Annotated in this window: 27 protein-coding genes and 1 tRNA gene; 15 read left to right on the forward strand and 13 right to left on the reverse strand. The window is 51.1% G+C overall.

Annotated elements, in window-relative coordinates:
• Positions 1-260: 260 nt before the first annotated feature.
• Positions 261-1,019, forward strand: a complete 759-nt coding sequence (cah, locus tag HMPREF3107_RS08570) for a carbonic anhydrase (protein ID WP_049248853.1) — start codon at positions 261-263, stop codon at positions 1,017-1,019.
• A 101-nt stretch (positions 1,020-1,120) separates the two neighbouring features.
• Here cah and HMPREF3107_RS08575 read toward each other — a convergent pair whose 3' ends face one another.
• From HMPREF3107_RS08575 to HMPREF3107_RS08610, 8 genes are all read right to left on the reverse strand, one after another.
• Positions 1,121-1,468, reverse strand: a complete 348-nt coding sequence (locus HMPREF3107_RS08575; protein ID WP_070454959.1) for a hypothetical protein — start codon at positions 1,466-1,468, stop codon at positions 1,121-1,123.
• Positions 1,469-1,660: 192 nt separating this feature from the next.
• On the reverse strand, positions 1,661-3,199 hold the full coding sequence (gene murJ / locus HMPREF3107_RS08580) for a murein biosynthesis integral membrane protein MurJ (RefSeq protein ID WP_070454960.1): 1,539 nt from the start codon (positions 3,197-3,199) through the stop codon (positions 1,661-1,663).
• A 135-nt stretch (positions 3,200-3,334) separates the two neighbouring features.
• The gene (locus HMPREF3107_RS08585) at positions 3,335-3,814 is read right to left on the reverse strand and encodes a hypothetical protein (RefSeq protein WP_070454961.1); all 480 of its coding nucleotides are present in this window, start codon (positions 3,812-3,814) and stop codon (positions 3,335-3,337) included.
• Between the two features lie 73 nt (positions 3,815-3,887).
• Entirely contained in the window at positions 3,888-4,499 is a 612-nt protein-coding gene (gene nadD, locus HMPREF3107_RS08590) for a nicotinate-nucleotide adenylyltransferase (protein ID WP_070455076.1), read from the reverse strand.
• Positions 4,496-5,077, reverse strand: a complete 582-nt coding sequence (locus tag HMPREF3107_RS08595) for a beta-class carbonic anhydrase (protein WP_070454962.1) — start codon at positions 5,075-5,077, stop codon at positions 4,496-4,498. The genes nadD and HMPREF3107_RS08595 overlap by 4 nt, the downstream gene beginning before the upstream one ends.
• Positions 5,078-5,151: 74 nt before the next feature.
• A complete protein-coding gene (hpaC, locus tag HMPREF3107_RS08600) occupies positions 5,152-5,652 on the reverse strand; it encodes a 4-hydroxyphenylacetate 3-monooxygenase, reductase component (RefSeq protein ID WP_193389257.1) in 501 nt (166 codons plus the stop codon).
• Positions 5,653-5,764: 112 nt separating this feature from the next.
• Complete coding sequence (hpaR, locus tag HMPREF3107_RS08605) at positions 5,765-6,208, reverse strand: homoprotocatechuate degradation operon regulator HpaR (RefSeq protein WP_049252368.1); 444 nt, start codon at positions 6,206-6,208, stop codon at positions 5,765-5,767.
• Between the two features lie 224 nt (positions 6,209-6,432).
• Positions 6,433-7,092 (reverse strand): histidine phosphatase family protein, encoded by a 660-nt coding sequence (locus HMPREF3107_RS08610; protein WP_070454963.1) that lies wholly within the window; start codon positions 7,090-7,092, stop codon positions 6,433-6,435.
• 146 nt (positions 7,093-7,238) lie between these two features.
• Here HMPREF3107_RS08610 and HMPREF3107_RS08615 point away from each other — a divergent pair, with 146 nt between their 5' ends.
• The 11 genes from HMPREF3107_RS08615 (at position 7,239) to HMPREF3107_RS08665 (ending at position 16,176) form a co-directional block, all read left to right on the forward strand.
• On the forward strand, positions 7,239-8,096 hold the full coding sequence (locus HMPREF3107_RS08615; protein WP_049249262.1) for a ParB/RepB/Spo0J family partition protein: 858 nt from the start codon (positions 7,239-7,241) through the stop codon (positions 8,094-8,096).
• 310 nt (positions 8,097-8,406) lie between these two features.
• Positions 8,407-8,766 carry an ATP synthase subunit I gene (locus tag HMPREF3107_RS08620; protein WP_070454964.1) on the forward strand — a complete coding sequence of 120 codons (360 nt, stop codon included), beginning with the start codon at positions 8,407-8,409 and terminating at the stop codon, positions 8,764-8,766.
• Positions 8,750-9,622 (forward strand): F0F1 ATP synthase subunit A, encoded by an 873-nt coding sequence (gene atpB, locus HMPREF3107_RS08625; protein ID WP_070454965.1) that lies wholly within the window; start codon positions 8,750-8,752, stop codon positions 9,620-9,622. The genes HMPREF3107_RS08620 and atpB overlap by 17 nt, the downstream gene beginning before the upstream one ends.
• Before the next feature lie 113 nt (positions 9,623-9,735).
• Positions 9,736-9,969 carry a F0F1 ATP synthase subunit C gene (gene atpE / locus HMPREF3107_RS08630; RefSeq protein ID WP_003770218.1) on the forward strand — a complete coding sequence of 78 codons (234 nt, stop codon included), beginning with the start codon at positions 9,736-9,738 and terminating at the stop codon, positions 9,967-9,969.
• A gap of 73 nt (positions 9,970-10,042) precedes the next feature.
• Positions 10,043-10,513, forward strand: coding sequence for a F0F1 ATP synthase subunit B (locus HMPREF3107_RS08635; protein ID WP_070454966.1), 471 nt, complete (start codon positions 10,043-10,045; stop codon positions 10,511-10,513).
• A gap of 3 nt (positions 10,514-10,516) precedes the next feature.
• Complete coding sequence (locus HMPREF3107_RS08640) at positions 10,517-11,065, forward strand: F0F1 ATP synthase subunit delta (RefSeq protein ID WP_070454967.1); 549 nt, start codon at positions 10,517-10,519, stop codon at positions 11,063-11,065.
• A gap of 10 nt (positions 11,066-11,075) precedes the next feature.
• Entirely contained in the window at positions 11,076-12,623 is a 1,548-nt protein-coding gene (gene atpA / locus HMPREF3107_RS08645) for a F0F1 ATP synthase subunit alpha (RefSeq protein WP_049252376.1), read from the forward strand.
• Between the two features lie 22 nt (positions 12,624-12,645).
• Positions 12,646-13,524: a F0F1 ATP synthase subunit gamma gene (gene atpG / locus HMPREF3107_RS08650; protein ID WP_070454968.1), complete on the forward strand. Its 879-nt coding sequence runs from the start codon at positions 12,646-12,648 to the stop codon at positions 13,522-13,524.
• A gap of 35 nt (positions 13,525-13,559) precedes the next feature.
• Positions 13,560-14,957 carry a F0F1 ATP synthase subunit beta gene (atpD, locus tag HMPREF3107_RS08655; protein WP_049252378.1) on the forward strand — a complete coding sequence of 466 codons (1,398 nt, stop codon included), beginning with the start codon at positions 13,560-13,562 and terminating at the stop codon, positions 14,955-14,957.
• Positions 14,958-14,969: 12 nt separating this feature from the next.
• On the forward strand, positions 14,970-15,395 hold the full coding sequence (locus tag HMPREF3107_RS08660) for a F0F1 ATP synthase subunit epsilon (RefSeq protein ID WP_070454969.1): 426 nt from the start codon (positions 14,970-14,972) through the stop codon (positions 15,393-15,395).
• Positions 15,396-15,780: 385 nt separating this feature from the next.
• Positions 15,781-16,176, forward strand: coding sequence for an META domain-containing protein (locus tag HMPREF3107_RS08665; RefSeq protein WP_070454970.1), 396 nt, complete (start codon positions 15,781-15,783; stop codon positions 16,174-16,176).
• A 127-nt stretch (positions 16,177-16,303) separates the two neighbouring features.
• Here the strand turns inward: HMPREF3107_RS08665 and HMPREF3107_RS08670 are convergent, their stop codons facing one another.
• From HMPREF3107_RS08670 to nfsA, 3 genes are all read right to left on the reverse strand, one after another.
• A complete protein-coding gene (locus tag HMPREF3107_RS08670) occupies positions 16,304-17,245 on the reverse strand; it encodes an NUDIX hydrolase (RefSeq protein ID WP_246828621.1) in 942 nt (313 codons plus the stop codon).
• A gap of 8 nt (positions 17,246-17,253) precedes the next feature.
• Positions 17,254-18,015, reverse strand: a complete 762-nt coding sequence (locus HMPREF3107_RS08675) for a class I SAM-dependent methyltransferase (protein ID WP_070454972.1) — start codon at positions 18,013-18,015, stop codon at positions 17,254-17,256.
• A 551-nt stretch (positions 18,016-18,566) separates the two neighbouring features.
• Entirely contained in the window at positions 18,567-19,310 is a 744-nt protein-coding gene (gene nfsA / locus HMPREF3107_RS08685; RefSeq protein ID WP_070454974.1) for an oxygen-insensitive NADPH nitroreductase, read from the reverse strand.
• Positions 19,311-19,595: 285 nt separating this feature from the next.
• Between nfsA and ubiM the strand changes: the two genes are divergently transcribed.
• Positions 19,596-20,780, forward strand: coding sequence for a 5-demethoxyubiquinol-8 5-hydroxylase UbiM (ubiM, locus tag HMPREF3107_RS08690; RefSeq protein WP_070454975.1), 1,185 nt, complete (start codon positions 19,596-19,598; stop codon positions 20,778-20,780).
• A 91-nt stretch (positions 20,781-20,871) separates the two neighbouring features.
• On the forward strand, positions 20,872-21,399 hold the full coding sequence (locus HMPREF3107_RS08695) for a hypothetical protein (RefSeq protein ID WP_070454976.1): 528 nt from the start codon (positions 20,872-20,874) through the stop codon (positions 21,397-21,399).
• 86 nt (positions 21,400-21,485) lie between these two features.
• On the opposite strand, the gene HMPREF3107_RS08700 is transcribed toward HMPREF3107_RS08695, so the two are convergent.
• On the reverse strand, positions 21,486-22,556 hold the full coding sequence (locus HMPREF3107_RS08700) for an AI-2E family transporter (protein WP_371327482.1): 1,071 nt from the start codon (positions 22,554-22,556) through the stop codon (positions 21,486-21,488).
• A gap of 178 nt (positions 22,557-22,734) precedes the next feature.
• Here HMPREF3107_RS08700 and HMPREF3107_RS08705 point away from each other — a divergent pair.
• Positions 22,735-22,807 (forward strand) — tRNA-Thr (locus HMPREF3107_RS08705).
• 344 nt (positions 22,808-23,151) lie between these two features.
• Here HMPREF3107_RS08705 and HMPREF3107_RS12185 read toward each other — a convergent pair.
• On the reverse strand, positions 23,152-23,673 hold a 522-nt coding region (locus HMPREF3107_RS12185), incomplete at its 5' end, for a tetratricopeptide repeat protein (protein ID WP_168160540.1).

The following is a 23,673-nucleotide window of genomic DNA, read 5'->3' on the forward strand; positions in this document are numbered from 1 at the left end:
GAAGGAATTTTGCAAAGGTCTCGGCCTTTTTATGCTTGTTTAGCAGCAGGCGGGGGATTGCGGCAGGTGTGTTAAATCGAGCTAAAGAAAGTAGGGGGCGGCAGAGAAATGAATTCGCTTTAACTTCATTACACTAATGGTTTGAAGGGCGGGAATGCTTGACCGAACTATTTGATATAGCTATCTTCCAATAAAAAATAAAAATATTTACATACGCACCGCAACGCTTTTTTCCACTCCTTAACAGAAAGGATATTGCAATGCCTTGCTTCCCCCGTAATTTACCGCGTCTGACCGCTATCCTCCTGTCGGCCTGTACCGCTTTCTCCGCCGCCGCACACGGCAATCACACCCATTGGGGCTATACCGGACACGACTCTCCCGAAAGCTGGGGCAATCTGTCTGAAGAATTCCGTTTGTGTTCCACCGGCAAAAACCAATCTCCGGTAAACATTACCGAAACCGTTTCCGGCAAACTGCCCGCCATCAAAGTCAATTACAAACCGAGTACGGTTGATGTGGAAAACAACGGCCACACCATCCAAGTCAATTATCCCGAAGGCGGCAACACCCTGACCGTGAACGGCCGCACCTACACCCTGAAACAGTTCCACTTCCATGTGCCGAGCGAAAACCAAATCAAAGGCCGCACTTTCCCGATGGAAGCCCACTTCGTCCACTTAGACGAAAACAAACAGCCTTTGGTGTTGGCCGTGCTGTATGAGGCCGGTAAAACCAACGACCGCCTGTCTTCCATCTGGAACGTCATGCCGATGACCGCAGGAAAAGTGAAGCTCGACCAACCGTTCGACGCATCCACCCTGCTGCCGAAACGGTTGAAATACTACCGCTTTGCCGGTTCGCTGACCACGCCGCCGTGCACAGAGGGCGTATCATGGTTGGTGTTGAAAACTTATGACCACATCGACCAGGCGCAAGCGGAAAAATTCACCCGCGCCGTCGGTTCGGAAAACAACCGCCCCGTACAGCCGCTGAATGCACGGGTAGTCATCGAATAAGCGGTAACGCCGAAAATTAAAAAGGCCGTCTGAAAACCGGAAAAAGGGTTTTCAGACGGCCTTTTTATATTGGAAAGCCGGAGGATTTGTTTATAGGTTGATTAGCGGGCGCGCCGTTTTTCTTCGGCATGTTCCTTGATGGAGGCGCACATGCCGGCGGTGTTGCCGCCGTTCATCAGCATCGCCGGTTTGCCGTTGATGGTGTAGCCGCCGCTGCCGTTCTTGGCGATGACGGTTTTGCCGTCGTCCAGTTGCAGGCCGTCCGGCGTTTCCTGCCAGCCGCCGTTTTTGATGTCGTTTTGGACGACCATGCAATAGCTGCCGTCGGTCAGGATGCCGATAAGCTGCGAACCCATGGTCATGTAAACGCCGGGAGGCGGGGTTTGTGCGAAGGCTTGTGCCGACAGCATCAAAGCGGCGGCGGTTAGAAATCGGAGGGCGGTTTTCATCAAAAATCCTTTTCGGTACGGCTCCCGCAGGACGGGATTTTTATCGCCGCCTGTGCGGCACTGTGAGGTTTGAAAGTCGGAGGAAGCCTGATTATCCGTGCCTCCGAGGCCGTCTGAAAGCGGCTGAACGGTTTTTTACTTTGTTTGAAACACGTTTGCGCCGCGCGGGATATTTTCAGACGGCCTTCCGGTTTAAACCTCCGAACGTTTGAAGTCGCGCGGGCGGAAGCCCAAAAGGGCGAGCGAGGTGAAGTACAGCGTGATGCCCAGAAGCACCAGCCAGCCCAGTTGCAAAGCCTTCTGCCAGCCGCGGATGTCCGTCCACTGCATGGGCATGAAGGATTGCGCCGCCCACAGGCCGAAGCACATGACGGCCAGCGCGATGGCGAGTTTGGTCAGGAAACGCCGCCAGCCCGCGTCGGGTTGGTAGAGGCCTTTCAGTCGGAGCAGCGTGAGCAGCAGCGCGGCGTTCAGGCATGCTCCCAGTCCGACCGACAGCGACAGTCCGACGTGTTTCAGCGGTACGATGAAGGCGATGTTCATCAGTTGGGTCACAATCAGCGAGAATACGGCCACTTTGACTGGCGTTTTGATGTTTTGCTGGGCGTAGAAGGCGGGTGCGAGCACTTTAATCATAATTTGGCCGACTACGCAGAAGGAGCAGGCAATCAGCGCGTTTTTCGTCATCACCGCGTCGTTCAGGGTGAAGCCCTTGTTCATGAACATGGTGGCAATCAGCGGGAAGGAGAGCATGGCCAGCCCCAGCGCGGCGGGTGCGGCCAGCAGGCAGCACAGGCGCAGTCCCCAGTCGAGCAGCTTGGAGAATTCGCGCGGGTTGCGGCCGCCGGCGTATTTCGACAGCGTGGGCAGCAGTATCGTGCCGAGCGCGACGCCGAGTACGCCGGTGGGCAGTTCGGTCATGCGGTCGGCGTAATACATCCATGTGATGCTGCCGCTTTGCAGGTAGGAGGCGAAGATGGTGTTGATGACCAGTGAAATCTGCGTCACGCTGGCGGCGAATACGGCGGGGGTCATTTGTTTGATGACGCGGTTTACCGCCGAATTTTTAAAGTCCAGTTTGGGCAGGTTGAGAAACCCTTGTTTGGCCAGCCAGGGCAGTTGGAATACGAGCTGCAACACGCCGCCGACAAACACCGCCCACGCCAGCGCGGTAATCGGCGGGTCGAAGTAGGGCACGAGGAACAGGGCGAAACCGATGAACGACAGGTTCAGCAGCACCGGCGTGAAGGCGGGGATTTGGAACTTGTGGTAGGTGTTGAGTATCGAGCCGACAAACGACGACAGAGAAATCAACAGGATATAGGGGAACATTATCCGCAGCAGGTCGGCGGAGAGCGCGAGTTTGTCGGGCTTGTTGGCAAAACCGGTCGCCGTGGCGTGAATAATCCACGGTGCGGCCAACACGCCGATTGCGGTTACGATGGTAAGCACGAAGGTCAGCATCCCCGCGATGTGGCGGACGAATTCGCGCGTGGCTTCGGGCGATTTGGTTTGCTTGTATTCCGCCAGTATCGGCACGAAGGCTTGGGCGAACGCGCCTTCGGCAAAGATGCGCCGCAGCAGGTTGGGCAGTTTGAAGGCGGTGAAAAAGGCATCGGTCGCATCGCCCGCACCGAATACCCGCGCGATAATCATGTCGCGGACAAAGCCAAGTATGCGCGACAGCATGGTCATGCTGCCGACTTTGCCGAGCAGGGAGAGTAGGTTCATGGTTTGGATGCCGCAAAAGCCGTTTCAGACGGCCTCCAGCGGGAAAGCGGATAAAGGAGCGAAGTATAAACCAAGGCTGTCTAAAAACGAACATGGCGGATGAGCTTCTTAGAAACGAAATTCGCTGCGTTCGTTTTAGCTTCGCAGAAACTCACTACGTTCGTTTTCATACGGCCTTTCTTGCGGCAGCAGGCAAGAGAAGGCAAAAGCCGCTATTGTGCCTGCAAGGGTGGTGCCGGAGAGTGGAATGCCGACAATATCGGCATTCAGTATCCCGAACAATAAGCCGCATATGCCGCCAATAAAGGTCATGGTTACAACTCCTTGCGGATTGCGGTGTAGTTTGAGGGCGGCGGCAAGCATGGCGGTTACGGATGCGGGAAGGCAGCCGAAAGGCCACGATGCGATGGTGATGCCGATAAACAGGCTGAAATCGAAATACGTCGCGCGTGGCAGGAAGGCGGCCAGTCCGCCAAGAGAAGGGGCAAGCAAAAAACACAGCCACATCAAAATGACATAGCGTTCTTTGTCGCTACCGTTTTTGTTGGCCAGAAAGACGGTCATCCCGGAGAGAAGTGCGAGGCTGAGCAGTGGCGACAGAATGAGATATACCATGTGATTGACTAAGGGTCGGCAAATGAGGCCGTCTGAAACAAGCGTTGCGGGTTTCAGACGGCCTTGGCTGTTTTTATTCGGCGTAGAGTTTGTGTTTGCGGATATAGTGCCAAACGTTTCCGTCCAGCATTTCCGCCGCATCCAAGCCGTTTTTCAGACGGCCTCTGATGTCGCTGGAGCTGATGTCGAGCAGCGGGGCTTGGAGCAGGTGCAACGAACCGTTTTGCAGTACTTCGCCCAGCCAGCCGTGCAGTTCGCGCGGGGCTTGTGCGAGGCTGCCGCCGTTTCGGTTGGCAACGGCGATGTTGGTTTGGCGGACCAGTGTCTGCCATTTTTTCCAGGTGTGCAGTTTGAGCAGGCTGTCCATGCCCAGCAGCCACCACAGTTCGGCCGTGGGAAATTGCTGGCGGAAAATCTGTACGGTGTCGAAGGTGTAGGTGGCGCCGCCGCGCACGATGTCGCAGTCGCTGACGGCAAAGCGGGGATCGGCCGCCGCAGCCAGTTCGGTCATGGCCAGGCGGTGTTCGGCAGGGGTTTGCGTGCCGTCTTTGTGGTAGGGGTCGCCTGCGGGGAGGAAGATGACGCTGTCGAGTTTGAGTTCGTCGGCGAATGCGCGGGCGATGTGGGTGTGCCCTTTGTGTATCGGGTCGAAGGTGCCGCCGAAAAGGCCGATGCGCGTACTCATGCCGGTTTCACCGCGCATTCAGTTTTGCCGTCCACGATGAGGGCGAGCTTGCCTGTGGTGGGGTGGATGACCAGGCCGTGTACGGGGATGTAGTCGGGCATCAGGGGGTGGCGGCGTATCATGCCGACGGTGTGGCGGACGCTGTCTTCCACGTCGGTAAAGCCGGTCAGCCAGTTGTCGAGGCCGATGCCGGCGTTGCGCAGGGTGGTGATGCGGTCTTCGGGGATGCCGAATTCGCCGGTTTTATTCAAAAATGCGTCGGGATTCATGCCGCGCATGCCGCAGTCGTAGTGGGCGATGACCATGATTTCGGTTACACGCAGTTCGAATACGGCTATCAGCAGGCTGCGCATCACCGAGCCCCAGGGGTGATTGACTAACGCGCCGGCGTTTTTGATCAGTTTGGCATCGCCGTTTTTCAGCCCGAGGGCGCGCGGCAGCAGTTCGGACAGGCGGGTGTCCATGCAGGAAAGGATGGCGAGGCCGCGTTCGGGATATTTGTTGCTGAAAAATTGGGCGTATTCACCGGACTCGACGAAGTTTCGGTTGTAGTCGAGTATTTCGTTTAAATTATCCATCAGTATTCCTTTGTCGTGGTACGTTTGGTTGTCCGAGTGTTTTCAGACGGCCTTTGATGCCGGTACGGCGGCCGTCAGGCCAGGCTGCCGAAACGCCGTCTGAAATAAACCAGTGCGGGGTCGTGGGTGGTTTTGCCGTCGTGGACGGCGATTTCGTCGATTTCCACCATGAATACCCAGTGGGTGCCGACTTCGCTTTGTGTGGTGAGGGTGCCGTGCAGGTGTGCCAGCGCGCCTTCTACTTGAAGCTGGCCGTTGCGCCCCCTGTGCCAGATGTGGTATTCGAAACGCTCTTCGGGTGAGAGTTTGGTCATGCCGGCGAAATGTTCGGCCACGTCTTGCTGTCCGGCGGCGAGCACGTTGATGCAGACGGCGCGGTTTTCCAATAAAACGGGCACGATGGCCGATTGGCGGTTGATGCACAGCATGACGGTGGGCGGTTCGTCGGTAACGGCGGTAACGGCGGTCATGGTGATGCCGTAGCGTCCGGCCGTGCCGTCGGTGGTGATGACGTGTACGCCGGAGGCGCAGGCGGCCATGGCGTCGCGGAAGGGGAGTTGGAGGGTGTGCGGCATAAGTTTTGTCGGATACGGTATCGTGCGGGTGTTTCAGGCGGCCGGACGTAAAGACGCGGCAGGCGGGTATTCTACCCGACACTGCCGCTTCGGTGTGGTTTTGTCCGGCCTTTTATTCGGCTTCGGACTCACGTTGTTTCAATGTACTTAATTCATGAAGCAACTCAAGTAATTTGTCCATTTTTTCGCGTGTCATTTTGCTTTCGATGTCGTCATAGCAGGCATCGATTGCCGAACAGGTTTTTTCGTACATGTCCGTGCCTTCGTCGGTCAGCTTCAAAAAAACCCTGCGTTGGTCGTTGGATGGTTTCATCCGCACCAGCAGGCGTGCTTTTTCCAGCCGTGTCAAAATGCCGGTCAGGCTGGGGCGCAGTATGCAGGCCTGATCGGCCAAATCCTGAAAATCCAAAGTGCCGTTTTCCGCCAACAGGCGGATGATGCGCCACTGTTGGTCGGTAATGCCCGCCTCGTTCAAAACGGGGCGAAAGTAGGATGAAAGGGCATCGCGCGCCTGCAGCAGGCTGATGTTGATCGAACGGTGTTTAGAAATACCCATAAAAAATTCCTTCGCAAAGGGAAAACAGTCATTTATTATGAATTAAATGATATGTGTTTTAAGCAAAAGCTGCAAGTAAAAATTCACTTCGCATAACGGTTTTCCATTATTTTTACTTTTTCTTTGCAATCGGAAGTAAGACGGGAACTTTTATTGACGGTTTTAAAAGGGTGAAAAATAATTTCTTAACATGCATTTGTAATCGGATTTCTATTCAGGCCCGTTTATTCTGTTTCCCCGATGCTTGCTATGTGCCAGAGGCCGTCTGAAAGAATCAGGCGCGATACCGAAACATTGGGTACGCTGCGGTATTCGATTGCTTTGCTGTCTATGCTTTTCAAAATCGCCGTAATCGTCATGCCGTGCGACACTGCCAATACGCGGCGGCAGTCTGCACTTTCCCGGGCGATTTGCTCAAGGGCTCGTCGGGTGCGGGCAGTAAACCGTTCCTCGTTTTCCGCCAAAGCCAGAGGATCGGCTGCCGCAACGGCTTCCGCCAGTAAATGCCGATCCGTACGGCGGAAGGCCGTCTGAAAAGCCGCTGCATCGGGAAAACCGTTTTGTTCGGCCAGCTTTTGGTGCAGCACATGGGTAAACTCGCCTTCAAAGCCGCCGAAGCAATATTCGCGCAAATCGGGCAGTTGTCGGACAGACAAGCCGCCTTGCCCAGCCTGTTGCAATATCAAGCCGACGGTTTCCGCGGCACGGGGCGCGGTGCTGGAGAAGGCGGCATCAAACGCAATTTCCCGTTTCCCTATCCTGCATCCCAAAGCCGCAGCCGCAGCTCGTCCTTCGTCAGTCAGTGGCGAATCGCTCCATCCTTGCAGGCGGCCGATGGTATTGAAAACGGTTTTGCCGTGCCTTACCAGATAAACTTCCAGCATCGCATCATTCCTTAATGAACACATTTATTCAGCCTTGAAACCGATCGGGCATCATAACAGCAGAGAGACCGTCTGAAAAAATAAAACTGCTTTCAGACGGCCTTTCCATTAAAATAGGACGGTATTATCCGAAAGAGGCAAAAATTATGGCAAAACAACCGAGCGGCCTCGGACGCGGCCTCGATTCCCTTTTGTCCGGCAGCATAGAAGACGGCCGAGACGAACGACTAACCACGGTAGCCGTAGGCGACATCAAGCCCGGACGTTACCAACCGCGCGTGCAGATGGATGACGAAGCATTGCAGGAATTGGCGGAGTCCATTAAAGCCCAAGGCGTTATTCAGCCGGTTATCGTGCGTGAGCACGGATTGTCGCAATACGAGTTGATTGCCGGGGAACGCCGTTGGCGTGCCAGCCAATTGGCCGGGCTGACCGAGATTCCCGTCGTCGTCAAAAACATCAGCGACGAAACCGCGCTGGCAATGGGTTTAATTGAAAACCTGCAACGGGAAAACCTCAACCCGATTGAAGAAGCACGCGGCCTGAAACGTCTTGCCGACGAATTCAGCCTGACGCATGAAACCATTGCCAAAGCCGTCGGCAAAAGCCGCAGTGCGATTTCCAATACCCTCCGCCTGCTGGCCTTGCCGGAACCGGTTCAGGAGCTACTTTACCGCCGCCACTTGGAGATGGGGCATGCCCGCGCATTGCTGACACTGCCGGTAGTTGATCAGTTGGAATTGGCTCAGAAAGCGGTTAAAAACGGTTGGTCGGTGCGCGAAGTCGAACGCCGCAGCCAGTTGGCGCAACAGGCAAAAAAAAGCAGTACCGAGAAAACCGTTCATCCCGATATCCGGCGGTTGAATGAAACATTAACGGCCGAGTTGGGCGTGAGTGCCGAAGTCAAAAGCAGTAACGGTCGAAAAGGTAAAATCGTCCTGCATTTTGACAATCCGGAAACCTTAGATGCACTGTTAAAACGGTTAGGTGTGCCGTTTGATTGAATACGCAGCAAATTAGAGCCGGAGTTGAAGCAATAAATCACCGGAAATACCTGTCAAACAAGCAGAAAATGAAACAATGGCATAGATGAAGGCCGAATTATCTTTAAATGCGGCAGACACCTTGTCATTTTGCTAAGAACTGTTAAAAATGGCCGCAAAGCCGAATGGGAGGTTTAAAAACGTAACTTTCTATAACGGTTGCATCGGCAGGTTATAAAATTATTTCACGAAAATTAACCTGTTTGCTTGACGGAAAACGGGGCATTCATTATAGTAGTGCGGCCTATCCTGACTCTTGCTGTGTGCCCTAATGGTAAAAATCCTTTATTTCCAACTTGCCGTGTTATTGGTAGTGGTTGCATTGAGCGGGTTGATAGCGGGGTCGCCTGCCGCATGGTCGGCGGCTGCCGGAGGGGTGAGTTATGTTTTACCTTCTGCTGTTACGGTTCTGTTCTTAAATATTTTCCGCAGTATGCCGCAATATGCCGGTTATGCTTTTATTTTCGGAGAAAGTTTAAGAATAGTGCTGGCACTGGTTTTAATGGTGGCATTCTTTGCCCTATATCACCAGGAGTTGCGGTTTATACCGTTTCTTTTAGGCTTGTTAGCCACCGGTCATGTGATTTTTTTTATTTTTTGGAAAGCAAAATATCATGTCAAGCGCAAGTGAAACCGTGACTGCTGCCGACTATATCAAGCACCATCTGCAAAGTTTGACCAGTTTGTCCGATGTGACGAAAGGTCAAGGTTTGCAGAATATCGCCGATTTCTCTTATATTAACTTGGATGCCATATTTTTTGCAGTCGTTTTAGGTGCTTTGGGTTGCTTCCTGTTGCGCAGAGCGGCTGTAACGGCTACTGCCGGCGTTCCCGGTCGCTTTCAGGCGGCGGTCGAGCTGTTGTATGAATTTGTTGATGATATGTGCAAAGGCATTATTCATAATGCAGAATCACGCAAGGCTGTTGCTCCTTTGGGTTTAACCCTTTTTGTATGGATTTTCCTAATGAACGCCATGGATTTGTTGCCGGTTGATTTGTTGCCCGTGACATGGCAAGGCATTACCGGTGATCATCATGCATTGTTGCGTGTAGTTCCAACCGCTGATTTAAATACATCGTTGGCTTTGGCAATTGGTGTTTTGTGTGTCTGCATTTACTACAACATTAAAATCAAGGGTGGTAAAGGATGGGTGCATGAACTGTTTACGGCACCATTCGGTCCGTTTTTGGCTCCGGCCAACTTTTTGCTGAATATTTTGGAATTTCTATCCAAAACCGTTTCTCATGGTATGCGGTTGTTTGGCAATATGTATGCAGGTGAGCTGGTATTTTTGCTAATTGCTTTGCTTGGAGGTGCTTGGGCTGCTGGCGGACATTTCAGTTTGATGGATCCCGTCTTGTTTGTGTTCCATATCGTTGCAGGTGCAGCTTGGGCCATATTCCACATTTTAATTATTACCTTACAGGCTTTTATCTTCATGGCATTGGCGTTCGTTTATATCGGTCAGGCACATGATGCGCACTAAGCATTATGTAATGGTTTATGTAATGGTTAAAGGTTTTATGTTCTAAAGTTTGAAGTTTTAGTTTTGGTTGTTTAGTCGTAGTTTTAACTTTTGTTTTATTTAAGGAGTGTAAAATGGGTTTGATTGCTATTGCTTGCGGTTTGATCGTGGCATTGGGTGCATTGGGTGCCTCTATTGGTATCGCAATGGTTGGTTCTAAATATTTGGAATCCTCTGCTCGTCAGCCTGAATTGATTGGTCCGCTGCAGACCAAACTGTTTTTGATTGCAGGTCTGATTGATGCGGCATTCTTGATTGGTGTGGCTATTGCTCTGCTGTTCGCCTTCGTTAATCCGTTTGTTAAGTAATCAGGGAAACTCTTATTCTGTATGAGCAGAATAGAAAGATTGCTTGATTAACTCTATACACGAAGGTTAAGTAATGAATTTAAATGCAACCTTAATTGCGCAGTTAATCGTCTTTTTTATCTTGGTTTGGTTCACAATGAAATATGTGTGGCCTCCGATTGCTAAGGCGCTTGATGAGCGCGCTGACAAAATCGCAGAAGGTTTGGCTGCGGCTGAACGCGGGAAGAGTGATTTTGAACAGGCTGAAAAGAAAGTTGCAGAACTCTTGGCCGATGGTCGCAATCAGGCTACCGAACTGGTGGCGAATGCGGAAAAACGTGCGGCGCAAATTGTAGAGGAAGCAAAGAATCAGGCTTCTGTTGAGGCTGCCCGTATCGCGGCTCAAGCAAAATCAGATGTAGAGCAGGAAGCTAACCGTGCACGCGAAGCATTGCGTGAGCAAGTTGCTGCTTTAGCTGTAAAAGGTGCTGAAGCCATTTTGCGAAGTGAGGTTAATGCTGCCAAACATGCTGATTTGCTTGCTAACCTGAAGCAGGAGCTGTAGCTTATGGCTGAGTTCGCAACTATTGCCAGACCTTATGCAAAGGCATTATTTGAACTGGCGAACGAAAAACATCAAATTGAATCTTGGTTGAGTGGGTTGAAGGAATTAGCATGGTCGGTAGCTCAGGGTCGTGTTGCTGCGCTGATTGAGGATACCCGAACTAATAGCAAGGAAAAGGCTGATTTTTTACTCAAATTGCTTACTGATGAGCAGGTTGCGGGAGATAAAACTTTTCGTAATTTTGTTTATGTAGTGGCAGATGAGAAGCGGCTTTTGGTTTTACCTGAAATTTATGTTCAATATCAAGATTTAGTTTTATCGCGTAATAATACCAAGAAGGCGGTCATTTACAGTGCATTCGAATTTGCCAGCGAAGGGCAAAAGGCCAAAATCGTAGCAGATTTGGAGCAACATTTTAATACCCGGTTAGAAGCTGTTTTTAATGTTGAGCCTAGCTTAATCGCCGGAATTAAGGTGGAAGTGGATGATCAGGTATTGGATCTGTCTATACAGGGTAAATTGCAAAAACTGTATACGGCAATGACGAATTAGGAGAGTTTTCATGCAGCTTAATCCTGCTGAAATCAGCGAATTATTGAAAGCCAAAATCGAAAACTTAGACACAAAGCAAGAGATACATACTCGAGGTACGGTAATTTCCGTTACTGATGGTATTGTGCGAGTGCATGGCTTGTCAGACGTAATGCAAGGTGAAATGCTTGAATTTCCGAATAATACGTTTGGTCTGGCAATGAACTTGGAGCGTGATTCGGTTGGTGCTGTTGTGTTGGGTGAATATGAACACATCAAAGAAGGAGATGAGGTTAAATGTACTGGCCGTATCTTGGAAGTGCCGATTGGCCGTGAATTGGTGGGTCGTGTAGTAAATGCACTGGGGCAGCCAATTGATGGTAAAGGTCCTATTGATACAAAACTGACAGCACCTATTGAGAAAATTGCGCCAGGTGTAATTGCTCGTCAATCAGTTGACCAGCCTATGCAGACAGGCGTGAAAGCTATTGACTCAATGGTACCCATTGGTCGAGGGCAGCGTGAGTTGATTATTGGCGACCGTCAGACGGGTAAAACAGCTGTTGCATTGGATGCAATCGTCAATCAAAAAGGGACTGGCGTTGTTTGCATTTATGTAGCAGTAGGTCAAAAAGCATCTTCTATTGCGAACGTAGTTCGCAAATTAGAGGAGTATGGCGCAATGGAGCATACAATTGTAGTTGCGGCAACGGCTTCTGAGGCTGCGGCATTACAATTTATTGCACCTTATGCAGGCTGTACTATGGGTGAGTTTTTCCGAGACAGAGGAGAAGATGCTTTAATTGTATATGATGATTTGTCTAAACAAGCTGTAGCTTATCGTCAAATTTCTTTATTATTGCGTCGTCCACCCGGTCGCGAAGCGTATCCTGGCGATGTGTTCTATTTGCACAGCCGCCTGTTGGAACGCGCTGCCCGTATCAATGCTGATGAAGTTGAAAAGCTAACTGGTGGTGAGGTAAAAGGTAAAACAGGTTCTTTAACTGCACTGCCAATTATTGAGACTCAAGCCGGTGACGTTTCAGCGTTCGTTCCGACTAATGTAATTTCAATTACTGATGGTCAAATTTTCTTAGAAACTGATTTGTTTAACTCAGGTATCCGTCCTGCCATTAATGCAGGTATTTCCGTCTCCCGTGTTGGTGGCGCTGCTCAGACTAAAGTTATTAAAAAATTAGGTGGTGGTATCCGTTTAGCTTTAGCGCAATATCGAGAGCTAGCAGCCTTCTCTCAATTTGCATCTGATTTAGATGAAGCCACACGCAAGCAGTTGCAGCATGGTGAGGTAGTTACTGAATTGATGAAACAAAAGCAGTTCAGTACATTAAATACAGCTGAGATGGCTTTGACCCTATGGGCTATTAATGAAGGTTCATACGGAGATGTTCCTGTTTCTAAAGCATTATCTTTTGAAGCTGAGTTCTTGAGTTATGTGCGTACTCAATATCCAAAAGTTTTAGAAAGCATCAATGAAACAGGTGCTATGTCTGATGATAATGAAAAAGCCTTAACAGAAGCGATGAAGTCTTTCAAAGCGTCTTATGCACATACGGCATAAGCGATAAAGAAAGGAGTCTAGAATGGCTGTAGGGAAAGAGATTCTCACCAAAATTCGCAGTGTTCAGAATACACAGAAGATCACTAAAGCGATGCAAATGGTGTCAACCTCTAAGATGCGTAAGACTCAGGAACGGATGCGTTTGGCGCGTCCGTATGCTGATAAAGTGCGTTTGGTAATGGGCCATTTGGCACAAACACAAGAAAGCCACGGTATTAAATTATTGAGCGAGCGCCGTGAGATACGTCGCGCTGGTTTTATTCTAATTACTACAGATAAGGGTTTATGTGGCGGGCTAAATGCGAATGTGCTAAAGAAATTTTTAGCACAAATGCAAGATTACCAAGAACGTGGTATTGAGACTGATGTAGTTTGTATCGGTAGTAAAGGTTTAGCTACTTGCCAGCGTATTGGGTTAAATGTAATTGCCAGCGTCGTAAATTTAGGTGATACGCCTAGGTTAGAATTGCTGGTCGGTTCATTGACAGAGCTGTTTAAGCGGTACGAACAGAACGAAATTGATATTATTCATATTGTTTATTCTGGTTTCGTAAATACTATGCGCCAAGAGCCTCGAATGGAAGTATTACTCCCTATTGGGCGGAATACTTTGGAGGCAGCTCAAGTCGAAGGTCGGGGATATAATTGGGATTACCGTTATGAGCCTACACCTATTGCTGTATTGGAATACCTAGTTCGTCGTTATTTGGAATCTGTGGTTTATCAGGCGTTAAGCGATAATATGGCTTCAGAGCAGGCCGCACGTATGGTAGCCATGAAAGCTGCTACAGATAATGCAGGTAATGCAATTAAGGAGCTGCGTTTGGTGTACAATAAATCGCGCCAAGCGGCTATTACTACAGAATTGTCAGAAATTGTTGCAGGTGCAGCGGCTGTATAGCTTGCTGATTTGCATTTAGAAATTAGGATGCGATAATGAGCCAAGGCAAAATCGTACAAATCATCGGTGCTGTAGTGGATGTGGAATTCCCACGTGACGCTATCCCGCATGTTTTTGATGCATTAAAATTAGTTGAAAATGACCTAACCTTAGAAGTTCAACAACTTTTAGGGGATGGTGTAGTGCGTACCATTGCGATGGGTAGTTCAGATGGATTAAAGCGTGGTATGGCTGTGAATAATACCGGAGCTCCAATTACTGTTCCTGTTGGCCGTGAAACTTTGGGTCGTATCATGGATGTATTGGGTAATCCGGTTGATGAGGCAGGTCCGGTAAATGCATCCAATACACGTGCGATCCATCAAGAGGCTCCTAAGTTTGATGAGCTTTCTTCAACAACGGAATTATTAGAAACAGGCATTAAGGTTATCGACTTGTTATGTCCGTTTGCCAAAGGTGGTAAAGTGGGTCTGTTCGGTGGTGCAGGTGTAGGCAAAACCGTAAACATGATGGAGTTGATTAATAACATTGCCAAGGCACATAGCGGTTTGTCTGTGTTCGCAGGCGTGGGTGAACGTACTCGTGAAGGTAATGACTTCTATCACGAGATGAAAGATTCCAACGTATTGGACAAAGTGGCGATGGTTTACGGTCAGATGAACGAGCCTCCAGGCAACCGTCTGCGTGTAGCCTTGACCGGTTTGACTATGGCCGAATATTTCCGTGATGAAAAAGACGAAAGCGGCAAAGGTCGCGACGTATTGTTCTTCGTGGACAACATTTACCGTTACACTTTGGCCGGTACCGAAGTGTCTGCATTGCTGGGCCGTATGCCTTCAGCAGTGGGTTACCAACCGACATTGGCTGAAGAAATGGGTCGTTTGCAAGAGCGTATTACCTCCACCCAAACAGGCTCCATTACTTCCATCCAAGCCGTATATGTACCTGCGGATGACTTGACTGACCCGTCTCCTGCAACAACGTTTGCCCACTTGGACGCTACTGTCGTATTGAGCCGTGATATTGCATCTTTGGGTATTTACCCCGCAGTTGACCCGCTTGACTCTACTTCACGCCAACTGGATCCGATGGTATTGGGTCAAGAGCACTATGACGTAGCCCGAGGCGTACAATCTACTCTGCAAAAATACAAAGAATTGCGCGATATTATTGCCATTCTGGGTATGGATGAATTGTCAGACGAAGACAAACTGACCGTGATGCGTGCACGTAAGATCCAACGCTTCCTGTCGCAACCGTTCCATGTTGCCGAGGTATTTACCGGTTCTCCTGGTAAGTATGTACCGTTGCGGGATACTATTGCCGGCTTCAAAGCTATCTTGAGCGGCGAATATGACCATCTTCCTGAGCAGGCGTTCTACATGGTAGGTGGCATTGAAGAAGCTGCTGAGAAAGCAAAAACTTTAAACTGATAGGAGGCTGGCATGGATGTCATGCGAGTTGAAGTGGTAAGTAACGAATACAACATCTATTCAGGCGAGGCCAGCTTTGTTGTGGTTCCGACTGTTCAGGGTGAGCTCGGTATTTATCCGCGACATGAGCCGATTATGAGTTTGGTACGGCCAGGTGTATTACGGCTGCAAATTCCAGGTGAAAAAGAAGAGGTTTTGGTAGCAGTTTCAGGCGGCGTTTTGGAGGTTCAACCTGATAAATTGACCGTATTGGCTGACGTGGCTGTCCGTAGTAGTGAAATGGATCAAGCCCGTGCCGAAGAAGCGAAGAAAGCAGCAGAGGCAGGTATTGCCAAGGCTGCGGACGACGAAGCTTTGGCCAAGGCGCATAGTGCGTTGGCTGTTGCTCTTGCAGAACTCAAAACTCTCGACTATATTCGCTCAAGAAAACATCAATAATCTATATTTTAGATTAGATAAAAGCACGGCTTGCCGTGCTTTTATTCAATTTTGTAATTATTTAATCCATTGATTTAAAATAAAATTTATTTATATTTTGAGGTTATGACTGGATTAGTCTCAAAGATTTAAGTACTGTAAAAATAAATATCAGAGACTGGCCAAGATTTTATTGGGGTAAGAAGAAGGAAAGATTAAATTAACACCCTCAGAATTCATTTTAATTGTAGATAATTGAGTAATAGAACAAACGAAGTAGCTTTTAATGGCCTAGTTTAATGGTGAAGTTGTTTTGTTCTTAATAAAATTAAACTAAATAAATCAAAAAGTTTTCTCTCTTTGATGTTGGTTCGGATATATAAGTTGTCTGAATAAGGAAAAAATTATGGGAAAAATATTGTGTTTCGTTATTGGGCTGCTATTGTCGGCTTGCGCGAGTATGCCAAGCAGTGAGGCGCTAAATGGTGAATGGCTGCCGGAGGAAATTGGTGGAAGTCCGTTTACTGCCCAAGCGAGTTTGACATTTGATAGCGAACAGCAGTTGCTCAGCAGTTATGCCGGATGCAATCGGCTGACGACTCGTTATAGTGCCGACAATGGGAAATTGGATTTCGGTTATACGTCATCTACGAGGATGGCTTGTGATCCCGAACATAGCGAGGCAGAGCATAAAATCAGCCAAGTATTTGTTCAGGCTGAAAAATTTTGGATTCAAGACGGAAAGTTGTTGATTAAAGACGGGCAGGGAAATGTCCTACTGCGCGCTGTAAAATCGTCTTAAGCATTTGTTTAAAAGAATATGACGGTAATACGTAATCTCACGGTGCCGAGTTGTTTTGAATGACCATGAGGCCGTCTGAAAATCGAAAACGGCAAAATTGGTAAACAGCGGCCGGATGCTTGTCATCTTACTTTGCCGAATAGGGTCCAAACATATTTTCAGACGGCCTTCCAATCAAATTCGTCGAATGACGGGCGGCCTGCAAATAGGCAGCCAGCGGATGTCCGTAGTCCAACATACCCAGCCGATGGAATAAATCGGCTGTGACCAAAACGGAATCGTTCATCATTTCTCCATTGCACATCGCCAATGCGGCTTCTTCCGCAGACATTAAGGCAAACGACGCCACTTCTCCGTCTTGATTTTGCGGCATTAGCTCATTCGGCAGTATCACATCGAAAATATGCAAACATTCGCGGTGCAATCCGCGCGATACCTGATGCAGGCTGAAGCAGCGTCCGGTGTATTGCAAGCGGTTGAGAACCGCATCCGTCAGTCCGGCCTCTTCTCGGCCTTCCCGTTTTGCCGCTTCCCATATCTGTTCTCCAGCCGAAATACCACCGCCTACCAACGTGTCCAACTTGTTGGGATCGACGGCTTTATGCGGGCTGCGGCGGGCAATCCAAAAACGCAGGCCTTCTTCCGTAACCGCCAAACCGTTGATATGGACCGCATGGCTATATAGGCCGAGCGGGCGGAAGGCGGAGCGTTCGAGGGCAAAGAGGATTTGCCTGCTGTCGCCCGACCAAACATCAAAACGTTCGTTGCGCCACCCGCCGAAAAGGCCGGCATCATGCCAGCGGCGGGCAAGCTGTTCCAACTGCCGGCCCATTTCCCTCCAATTATCCGCAACCAGATGCAGGCCGTCTGAATCTTCGTGTAGAGGATTAGGCCAATCCCGAATCAGATGTTTTCGCCAAACCTCATTCACAAAACCCAATGCCAATCCGTTCAACCGCAGCGGCAGCCAATCTTCGGCATGGTAGCGGAAAGCCGTTTGCAGGATAGAAAGCAAGCCGTCCTGCAGGCTGGTGGGCAATGGAGGCATTGAGGAGTAGGGCAGGTGCATGGCATTCCTTATTCGCCGAAGCTCGGACGTGTAGGCAGATAAATATCGAAACGGGTGGACTTGCCACTGTATTGATAGGCAGGCGTGCATTGCGCCAGCAAGGCTCCCAACCGAGGCCGCTTGACCACAATGCGTTTCGTTGCAACATCTCGGGCGGCGGCCAACAACTCCGCATCGTCGGTGTTTTGCGCCGAACCGATTAACTGGTGGAAATAAGCCATTTCCTTTTTGACGGCAGCCGATTTTTGCCGTTCGGGATACATAGGGTCGAGATAGACGACATCGGGCCTGCCTGCCGCAGCCAAATCCGACAGCAGCCGCACCGCATCACCGTAATGCAGCGTCATCCGTTTCGCAATGGCAGAGGTTTCTTCAGCCGCCCGTGCCCGTCTGAGGCCGTCTGAAAGCAGGCAGGCGACAACCGGATGACGTTCGATAATCGACACCGGCAAACCTTGTGCAGCCAAAACGAAGGCATCGCGCCCCAAACCGCCTGTGGCATCGATAACCGACGGGCAGGCCGTATGGTTTACCGCCTTTGCAATTAGCTCGCCGCCGCCTTTCAAACGTCGGTATTGCGCGCCGCCGCCGACAAAATCCACCCGCACACGCCCCTTTTCTCCCGCTTTGCACAAACTGATGCCTTCACTATCCGCATACAGGTAGAGGCCGTCTGAAGGAGGATGATCATATATGGAGATGCCATATCCGCTGATTTCAGCCAGAGTGTCGTCAGATGCGCCGTTTGCGGCATAACAGAAAAAATTCATGATTTCCTTCCTTTGAGCCTGATAGGGCGAAGTGATGGGAAAGTACTGGATAGGCCGTCTGAAAAAGCGGAAATGCAGAAGTAGAACGGTTGATGCTGATTATCTCATCGGCACGAATTCAACTTTCAACGTATCGCGATGCACATAAATATTGTAGTCCCCATCAGGTGTGCCGCGATAGTGCCTATTTTCTCCCCGTAATGAAAAATTGAACCAGATAATATCGGGCTTTGTGATATTTTCAGAATAAGTTATCAGATAGTTATTCAGATCCAGTCCTTTTTCCTTCATTGCCTGCATGGCCAAAAACAAAGGGTAGGAAAGGTCTTTTTGAATAGTGAAACCTTTTTCCGGCGTGTAGTCTTGGCTTTTCTGGATATTGCTTTTTGCATGGGGGGGAATGATACGCCGACGATGGTGAAAAGAAGGAATAAGATTTTTTTCATGAGGTAAAACCGATTATCGTGGATGGCGAAACGGCGGATTCCAAGTCGAAAACTTGTGAAATCCGCCGTTTGCAGGGGCGGTAGCCTTTAAGGCCGCGATTCCGTTTAGCGTTTGGCAAAGCCTTGTTTGCGCAGGTAGTTCAGCATGAAGGGGCGTACCGGCCGGCCCAGGGTGTTGCGCACTTGTTGCGCCCAATCCAAATCTTTGCCGCTGCGTTCGCGGTAGTAGGTTTTGACGGTTTCGTTGTAGTCTTCCAAAACGGTTTTTGCCGCCGGACGGTAGCGGTTTTCCGATACCAGCGTCTCCAACGGCAGGCGCGGGCGTTGCAGCGGGTCTTGGTCGGGATGGCCGAGGCACACGCCGAATAGCGGGACGACATGCTCGGGCAGGCCGAGCAGTTCACCGACGCGGGCGATGTCGTTGCGGATGCTGCCGATATACACCGCGCCCAAGCCCAGTGATTCGGCAGTCAGCACCATGTTTTGCGCCATAATGCCCGCATCGATTGCGCCGATCAGCAGAACTTCGGTCCAATCGGTTTGCACCGCATCGTCCAGCGCGTGATGGCGGGCGGCGTCGATGCAGAAAACCAGAAATTCGGCGCAGTGTTCGACGTAGGCGTGTCCCGCACCGCCCTCCGCGGCGCAAACCGCGCGCAATTCTTTGCGGACGGCGATGTCGGTTACGCGGATGATGCTGCCGTTTTGCAGGTAGCTGGATGTGGACGACGCGCGGGCCGCCTCCAAAACGGCGGACAGCATTTCGTCGGAAACGGGTTCGGCGGTAAAGCGGCGGATGGAACGGTGCGCCAGTGCGGTTTGCAGGGCGGGACGGCTGTTCAAAGTCATGGCTTGCTCCTCGTCAGATGGATAGGGAAGGGGATTGTAACAGAATAGGCCGCCGCCCCGCCGAAGAGGCCGTCTGAAAGGCCGCCGGACGATGTTTTCAGACGGCCTCAACCTGCCTGTGGGCAGGCTTGATATACATTAAAATTTTATCCGCCCGTGCCCACGATGGCCGCTTTTTTTGTTATCCTTGCCCCGTCTTTTAAAAGTGGAATGAAAAATGCGGCTTATTACGGCATGCAGCATCTTTCCGCACGAATTCACCTATTTTATTGAGGAGCAGTGAAGATGAACCGGCATTCGGATATTGTCGTCGTCGGCGCAGGGCCGGCGGGATTGAGTTTCGTACGCACCTTGGCCGACAGCGGCCTGCGGATTACCATAGTGGAAAAAAGCCCGCTCGAAAGCATTTCCAACCCAGCCTACGACGGCCGCGAAATCGCCCTGACCCACCTCTCGAAAGAGATTATGGAACGCCTGGGCATGTGGCAGCGCGTACCCGAAAACGAAATTTACCCACTCCGCGATGCGAAAGTTTGGAACGGCTCCTCTTCCTACCAACTCCATTTCCCGCAGCCTACACAGGCGCGCGGCAGTGCGACCGACCGCTTGGGCAACCTGATTTCCAATCACAACATCCGCAAAGCCGCTTACGATGCAGTGGCCGAGCAGGACAACGTTACCCTGCTGGCAGGCGTGGGCGTGAAAGAAGCCCGCACCGATGCCGACGGCGCATATATTACATTGGATAACGGCGAACAACTGACCGCCCGCCTGCTGGTGGCCGCAGACAGCCGTTTTTCGCAAACCCGCCGCCAAATCGGCATTTCTGCCGACATGCACGACTTCGGCCGCACCGTCATCGTCTGCCGCTTCAAACACGAAATATCCAACTGCCACACCGCCGTCGAATTTTTCCAATACGGCCGCACCCTTGCCCTGCTGCCGCTGGAAGAGCACCTGACCAACTGCGTCATCACCATAGATAGCGACAAAGCGGGCGCGCTGCTTGCCATGTCGCCCGAAGAACTGGCCGCCGATTTGGAAAAACAACTGAAAAACAAACTCGGCAAAATGGAAAAAACCGGCACCCTGCATACCTACCCGCTGGTGGGCGTGCATGCCCGCCGCTTCTTTACCACCCGCGCCGCCCTTATCGGCGATGCCGCAGTCGGCATGCACCCCGTGACCGCCCACGGCTTCAACCTCGGCCTGGAAAGTGCCGACATCTTGGGCAAACTTGTCATGCAGGCGGCGCAAAACGGCCAAGACATCGGCGCAAGCTCCCTCTTGGAACGCTACGATGCCAAACACCAGCTCCACACCCGCCCGCTCTATCACGGCACCAATGCGATGGTCAAACTCTTCACCAACGAAGCCGCCCCGGCCAAACTGCTGCGCAACCTCGTCCTGCGCGTCAGCAACAACCTGCCGCCGGTGAAAAAACTGATTACCCGCCAGCTTACCGGCTGATTTGAAATGAACGAGGCCGTCTGAAACAATCTTTTCAGACGGCCTAAATATTATTTGGACAGTATTCCGAACGATCCGAAAGGAAAAAGAAATGTTGCCGACACGTCTCACCGCCCTATGCCTGACCGCCGCCCTATGCGCCTGCGGCGGCACACCAACCGAAACCCCATCCCAACCGGAAAAACCGGCCGCAGCCCCAGCCTCGGAAGCATCTGCTTCCCCTGCCGCGCCGTCTGAAAACACCGCTGCCGCCTCATGGAAAACGGCTGCCGAATTCCGCGCGCCCAACGGTTTGCGCTACCTCTATGTCGTCATCGACACCCCCGCAACCCGCGATGACCTGATTGCGGTTGCGAGCGACATACACCGCAAAGAACCCGATGCATGGCTGTTTTTATTGGATGACGAAGAAAAAATACCCGAAATGCTGGCGGCTAACCGTAGCGGCGATATGTCTTCCTTCCCGGCCGAATGGGTCAAACAACATTTGTCGGGCAGCACGTCGCTGATGTTGATGCCCGACGGAAAACGCCGATGGGCCGTGTTCGAAGGCCAATCGCGCAGCGAGCCGATTGCCGAACTGCCCTGCATAGAAGGACAGGGGATGTGTACCGATTAGGTTTGTGTCAGCCCCGAACAAATTCTGCCGTATCCACCGAAAAGGCCGTCTGAAAACATATTTTCAGACGGCCTTCCCCTATCCCCTCAAATCAATCCGGCCTGCTTCAACTCGTTTTTTAGATAAGCATAATAAACCGGCGCGATGATGATGCCGCCGATGCCGAAAATCCGCTCGAACACCACCATTACCAGTAGTAATTCCCACGCACTCGATTCGATTTCCGAACCGATAATCTTCGCATTCAAAAAATACTCCAGCTTGTGCACCACCACCAAAAACACCAGCGAGGCCACCGCCACATACAGCGACGCACCCAAGCTCAAAATAATAATCACCGTATTGGACACCAGATTGCCCGCCACCGGCACCAGCCCCACCACAAACGCAATCACCAAAACAGTGAGGCGGAAGGGCAGTTCCACCCCGAACGCGGGCAGAATCAGATAAAGGTACACGGCGGTAACGGCCGTATCAATCAAAGAAATCTTCACCTGCGCGATAAACACACGCTCGAAGCTGCTTTGGAAATTGACGATGCGCCACACCAGCTCCGCCTTGAAGGGCGGCATCCGGCGGCGTTTCATACGGGCGTTTAGACGGTGGAAGCTGAGCAGCGCGCCGACAATCACACCGATGATGATGTAAACGAACACCGTCAGGCTGTTTTTACTGATGCGCGTCAGCGTATCGCCGTACTCCTTCAGCAGCCCGGCCGCCGCCGTTTTGATTTCGGTCAGATTGTTCGGCAGCATATTGGCCACCGATGCCGGCAGGTCGGCACTGTTTTTCGTATCCTCGATAATCGCCGCCAGCTTGCCCATCATCACCGCGATATGGCTGCCTTGAATCAAGTGGTACACGCCGAAAGCCATCAGCACAATCGCCAGCAACACCAAGCCTATGGTCAGCGTGGCCGATAACAGATTGACATTGTGCGCGTTCAGCGAGCGGCGCAGGAAGGCATTGTGCCGAAATAGCCGGCGGCGGAACCACAAAATCAGGCCGTTGGTGCGGGTAATGAAAATATAGGTCAGGATAACCGACAGCAGCAGCGGCAGGAAATGAAAATGCAGCACGGCCAACAGTGCGGCGGCAGTGAGAAAATAGGACACCGTGCGGAGTTTCGGCGTATCGGCGGGAATGCGGGTCGTCATATCAATCTTTTCGTTGGGAATACAGTCAGGCCCGGCCATGCGGGCGGGCAGGCATTATACCGCGTACAGGCCGTCTGAAAGCAGGGTGGACGGCCGAGTTTTCAGACGGCCTCTTTCTCACGCGGCCAAAACGGCCGTTGCCAAACAGTTTTATTATGTATATGATAACGAACATCGTGCCGGTGTAGCTCAGTCGGTAGAGCAGCGCATTCGTAACGCGAAGGTCGGGGGTTCGATTCCCTTCTCCGGCATCATTTCTACCGATAAAAGGCCGTCTGAAAAATGGTTTTCAGACGGCCTTTATGCAGCGTGTCGGATACAAGCATCCGACCGACGGCTGCTTCGTTGAATCAATCCTTTCAGGCAGCCTGAAAGGCACTATCTGAAAACTAAAACCCGAATGCGCGCACTCCGCATACACTCTGCCAAGCGGGCTGCGTTTGCCGAATGTCAAACGGATTAAAGCGGTTGAAAAAGCTTCCAACCGCTGGACGAAAGATATTTGAGATGCCGGCTAATTTATTTTATCGGCGCTCGCCAAAGTATTTAAGCATTGCGCTTGAAGTGCGAATGCAAGGGCATCACCAACTGTTCATCAATAACCTTTCTGATTTAAATAGCGGTATAGGTCGCAACCTACTTGAAATCCACCATCACATGCTTTGCCGAACCATTCCTTGCTAAGATCAAAGTCTTGGTGCACGCCGTGTCCATTGGCATACATCAGACCCAAATTATATTGGGCTTCGGCAACCCCCTGTTCCGCCGCTTTGCGATACCATTTGAGCGCTTCGGCATAGTCTTGGCGTACGCCTTGTCCTTTGTCATACATCACACCCAAATTATATTGGGCAGAGGCAACCCCCTGTTCCGCCGCTTTGCGATACCATCTTAGCGCTTCGGCATCATCTTGGCGCACGCCTTGCCCGCTGTAATACATCGCACCCAGATTATTTTGGGCTTCGGCACCCCCCTGTTCCGCCGCTTTGCGATACCATCTGAGCGCTTCGGCATCATCTTGGCGCACGCCTTGCCCGCTGTAATACATCGCACCCAGATTATATTGGGCTTCGGCAACTCCCTGCTCCGCCGCTTTACGATACCATCTTAGTGCTTC

Origin of the sequence: Neisseria sp. HMSC31F04 (assembly GCF_001807735.1) — a bacterium.
GTDB classification, from domain to species: Bacteria; Pseudomonadota; Gammaproteobacteria; order Burkholderiales; family Neisseriaceae; genus Neisseria; species Neisseria elongata.

Bases quoted from the DNA above. Each gene is read 5' to 3' on its own strand.
- murJ (WP_070454960.1), bottom strand. From the start codon at position 3,199: ATGAACCTACTCTCCCTGCTCGGCAAAGTCGGCAGCATGACCATGCTG.
- HMPREF3107_RS08660 (WP_070454969.1), top strand. From the start codon at position 14,970: ATGGATGTCATGCGAGTTGAAGTGGTAAGTAACGAATACAACATCTAT.
- HMPREF3107_RS08575 (WP_070454959.1), bottom strand. From the start codon at position 1,468: ATGAAAACCGCCCTCCGATTTCTAACCGCCGCCGCTTTGATGCTGTCG.
- HMPREF3107_RS08595 (WP_070454962.1), bottom strand. From the start codon at position 5,077: ATGGATAATTTAAACGAAATACTCGACTACAACCGAAACTTCGTCGAG.
- atpD (WP_049252378.1), top strand. From the start codon at position 13,560: ATGAGCCAAGGCAAAATCGTACAAATCATCGGTGCTGTAGTGGATGTG.
- HMPREF3107_RS08675 (WP_070454972.1), bottom strand. From the start codon at position 18,015: ATGAATTTTTTCTGTTATGCCGCAAACGGCGCATCTGACGACACTCTG.
- HMPREF3107_RS08615 (WP_049249262.1), top strand. From the start codon at position 7,239: ATGGCAAAACAACCGAGCGGCCTCGGACGCGGCCTCGATTCCCTTTTG.
- hpaC (WP_193389257.1), bottom strand. From the start codon at position 5,652: ATGCCGCACACCCTCCAACTCCCCTTCCGCGACGCCATGGCCGCCTGC.
- HMPREF3107_RS08635 (WP_070454966.1), top strand. From the start codon at position 10,043: ATGAATTTAAATGCAACCTTAATTGCGCAGTTAATCGTCTTTTTTATC.
- cah (WP_049248853.1), top strand. From the start codon at position 261: ATGCCTTGCTTCCCCCGTAATTTACCGCGTCTGACCGCTATCCTCCTG.
- atpE (WP_003770218.1), top strand. From the start codon at position 9,736: ATGGGTTTGATTGCTATTGCTTGCGGTTTGATCGTGGCATTGGGTGCA.
- HMPREF3107_RS08665 (WP_070454970.1), top strand. From the start codon at position 15,781: ATGGGAAAAATATTGTGTTTCGTTATTGGGCTGCTATTGTCGGCTTGC.
- ubiM (WP_070454975.1), top strand. From the start codon at position 19,596: ATGAACCGGCATTCGGATATTGTCGTCGTCGGCGCAGGGCCGGCGGGA.
- HMPREF3107_RS08610 (WP_070454963.1), bottom strand. From the start codon at position 7,092: ATGCTGGAAGTTTATCTGGTAAGGCACGGCAAAACCGTTTTCAATACC.
- atpB (WP_070454965.1), top strand. From the start codon at position 8,750: ATGTCAAGCGCAAGTGAAACCGTGACTGCTGCCGACTATATCAAGCAC.
- atpA (WP_049252376.1), top strand. From the start codon at position 11,076: ATGCAGCTTAATCCTGCTGAAATCAGCGAATTATTGAAAGCCAAAATC.
- HMPREF3107_RS08670 (WP_246828621.1), bottom strand. From the start codon at position 17,245: ATGCACCTGCCCTACTCCTCAATGCCTCCATTGCCCACCAGCCTGCAG.
- HMPREF3107_RS08640 (WP_070454967.1), top strand. From the start codon at position 10,517: ATGGCTGAGTTCGCAACTATTGCCAGACCTTATGCAAAGGCATTATTT.
- HMPREF3107_RS08585 (WP_070454961.1), bottom strand. From the start codon at position 3,814: ATGGTATATCTCATTCTGTCGCCACTGCTCAGCCTCGCACTTCTCTCC.
- HMPREF3107_RS08695 (WP_070454976.1), top strand. From the start codon at position 20,872: ATGTTGCCGACACGTCTCACCGCCCTATGCCTGACCGCCGCCCTATGC.
- atpG (WP_070454968.1), top strand. From the start codon at position 12,646: ATGGCTGTAGGGAAAGAGATTCTCACCAAAATTCGCAGTGTTCAGAAT.
- hpaR (WP_049252368.1), bottom strand. From the start codon at position 6,208: ATGGGTATTTCTAAACACCGTTCGATCAACATCAGCCTGCTGCAGGCG.
- nfsA (WP_070454974.1), bottom strand. From the start codon at position 19,310: ATGACTTTGAACAGCCGTCCCGCCCTGCAAACCGCACTGGCGCACCGT.
- nadD (WP_070455076.1), bottom strand. From the start codon at position 4,499: ATGAGTACGCGCATCGGCCTTTTCGGCGGCACCTTCGACCCGATACAC.
- HMPREF3107_RS08700 (WP_371327482.1), bottom strand. From the start codon at position 22,556: ATGACGACCCGCATTCCCGCCGATACGCCGAAACTCCGCACGGTGTCC.
- HMPREF3107_RS08620 (WP_070454964.1), top strand. From the start codon at position 8,407: ATGGTAAAAATCCTTTATTTCCAACTTGCCGTGTTATTGGTAGTGGTT.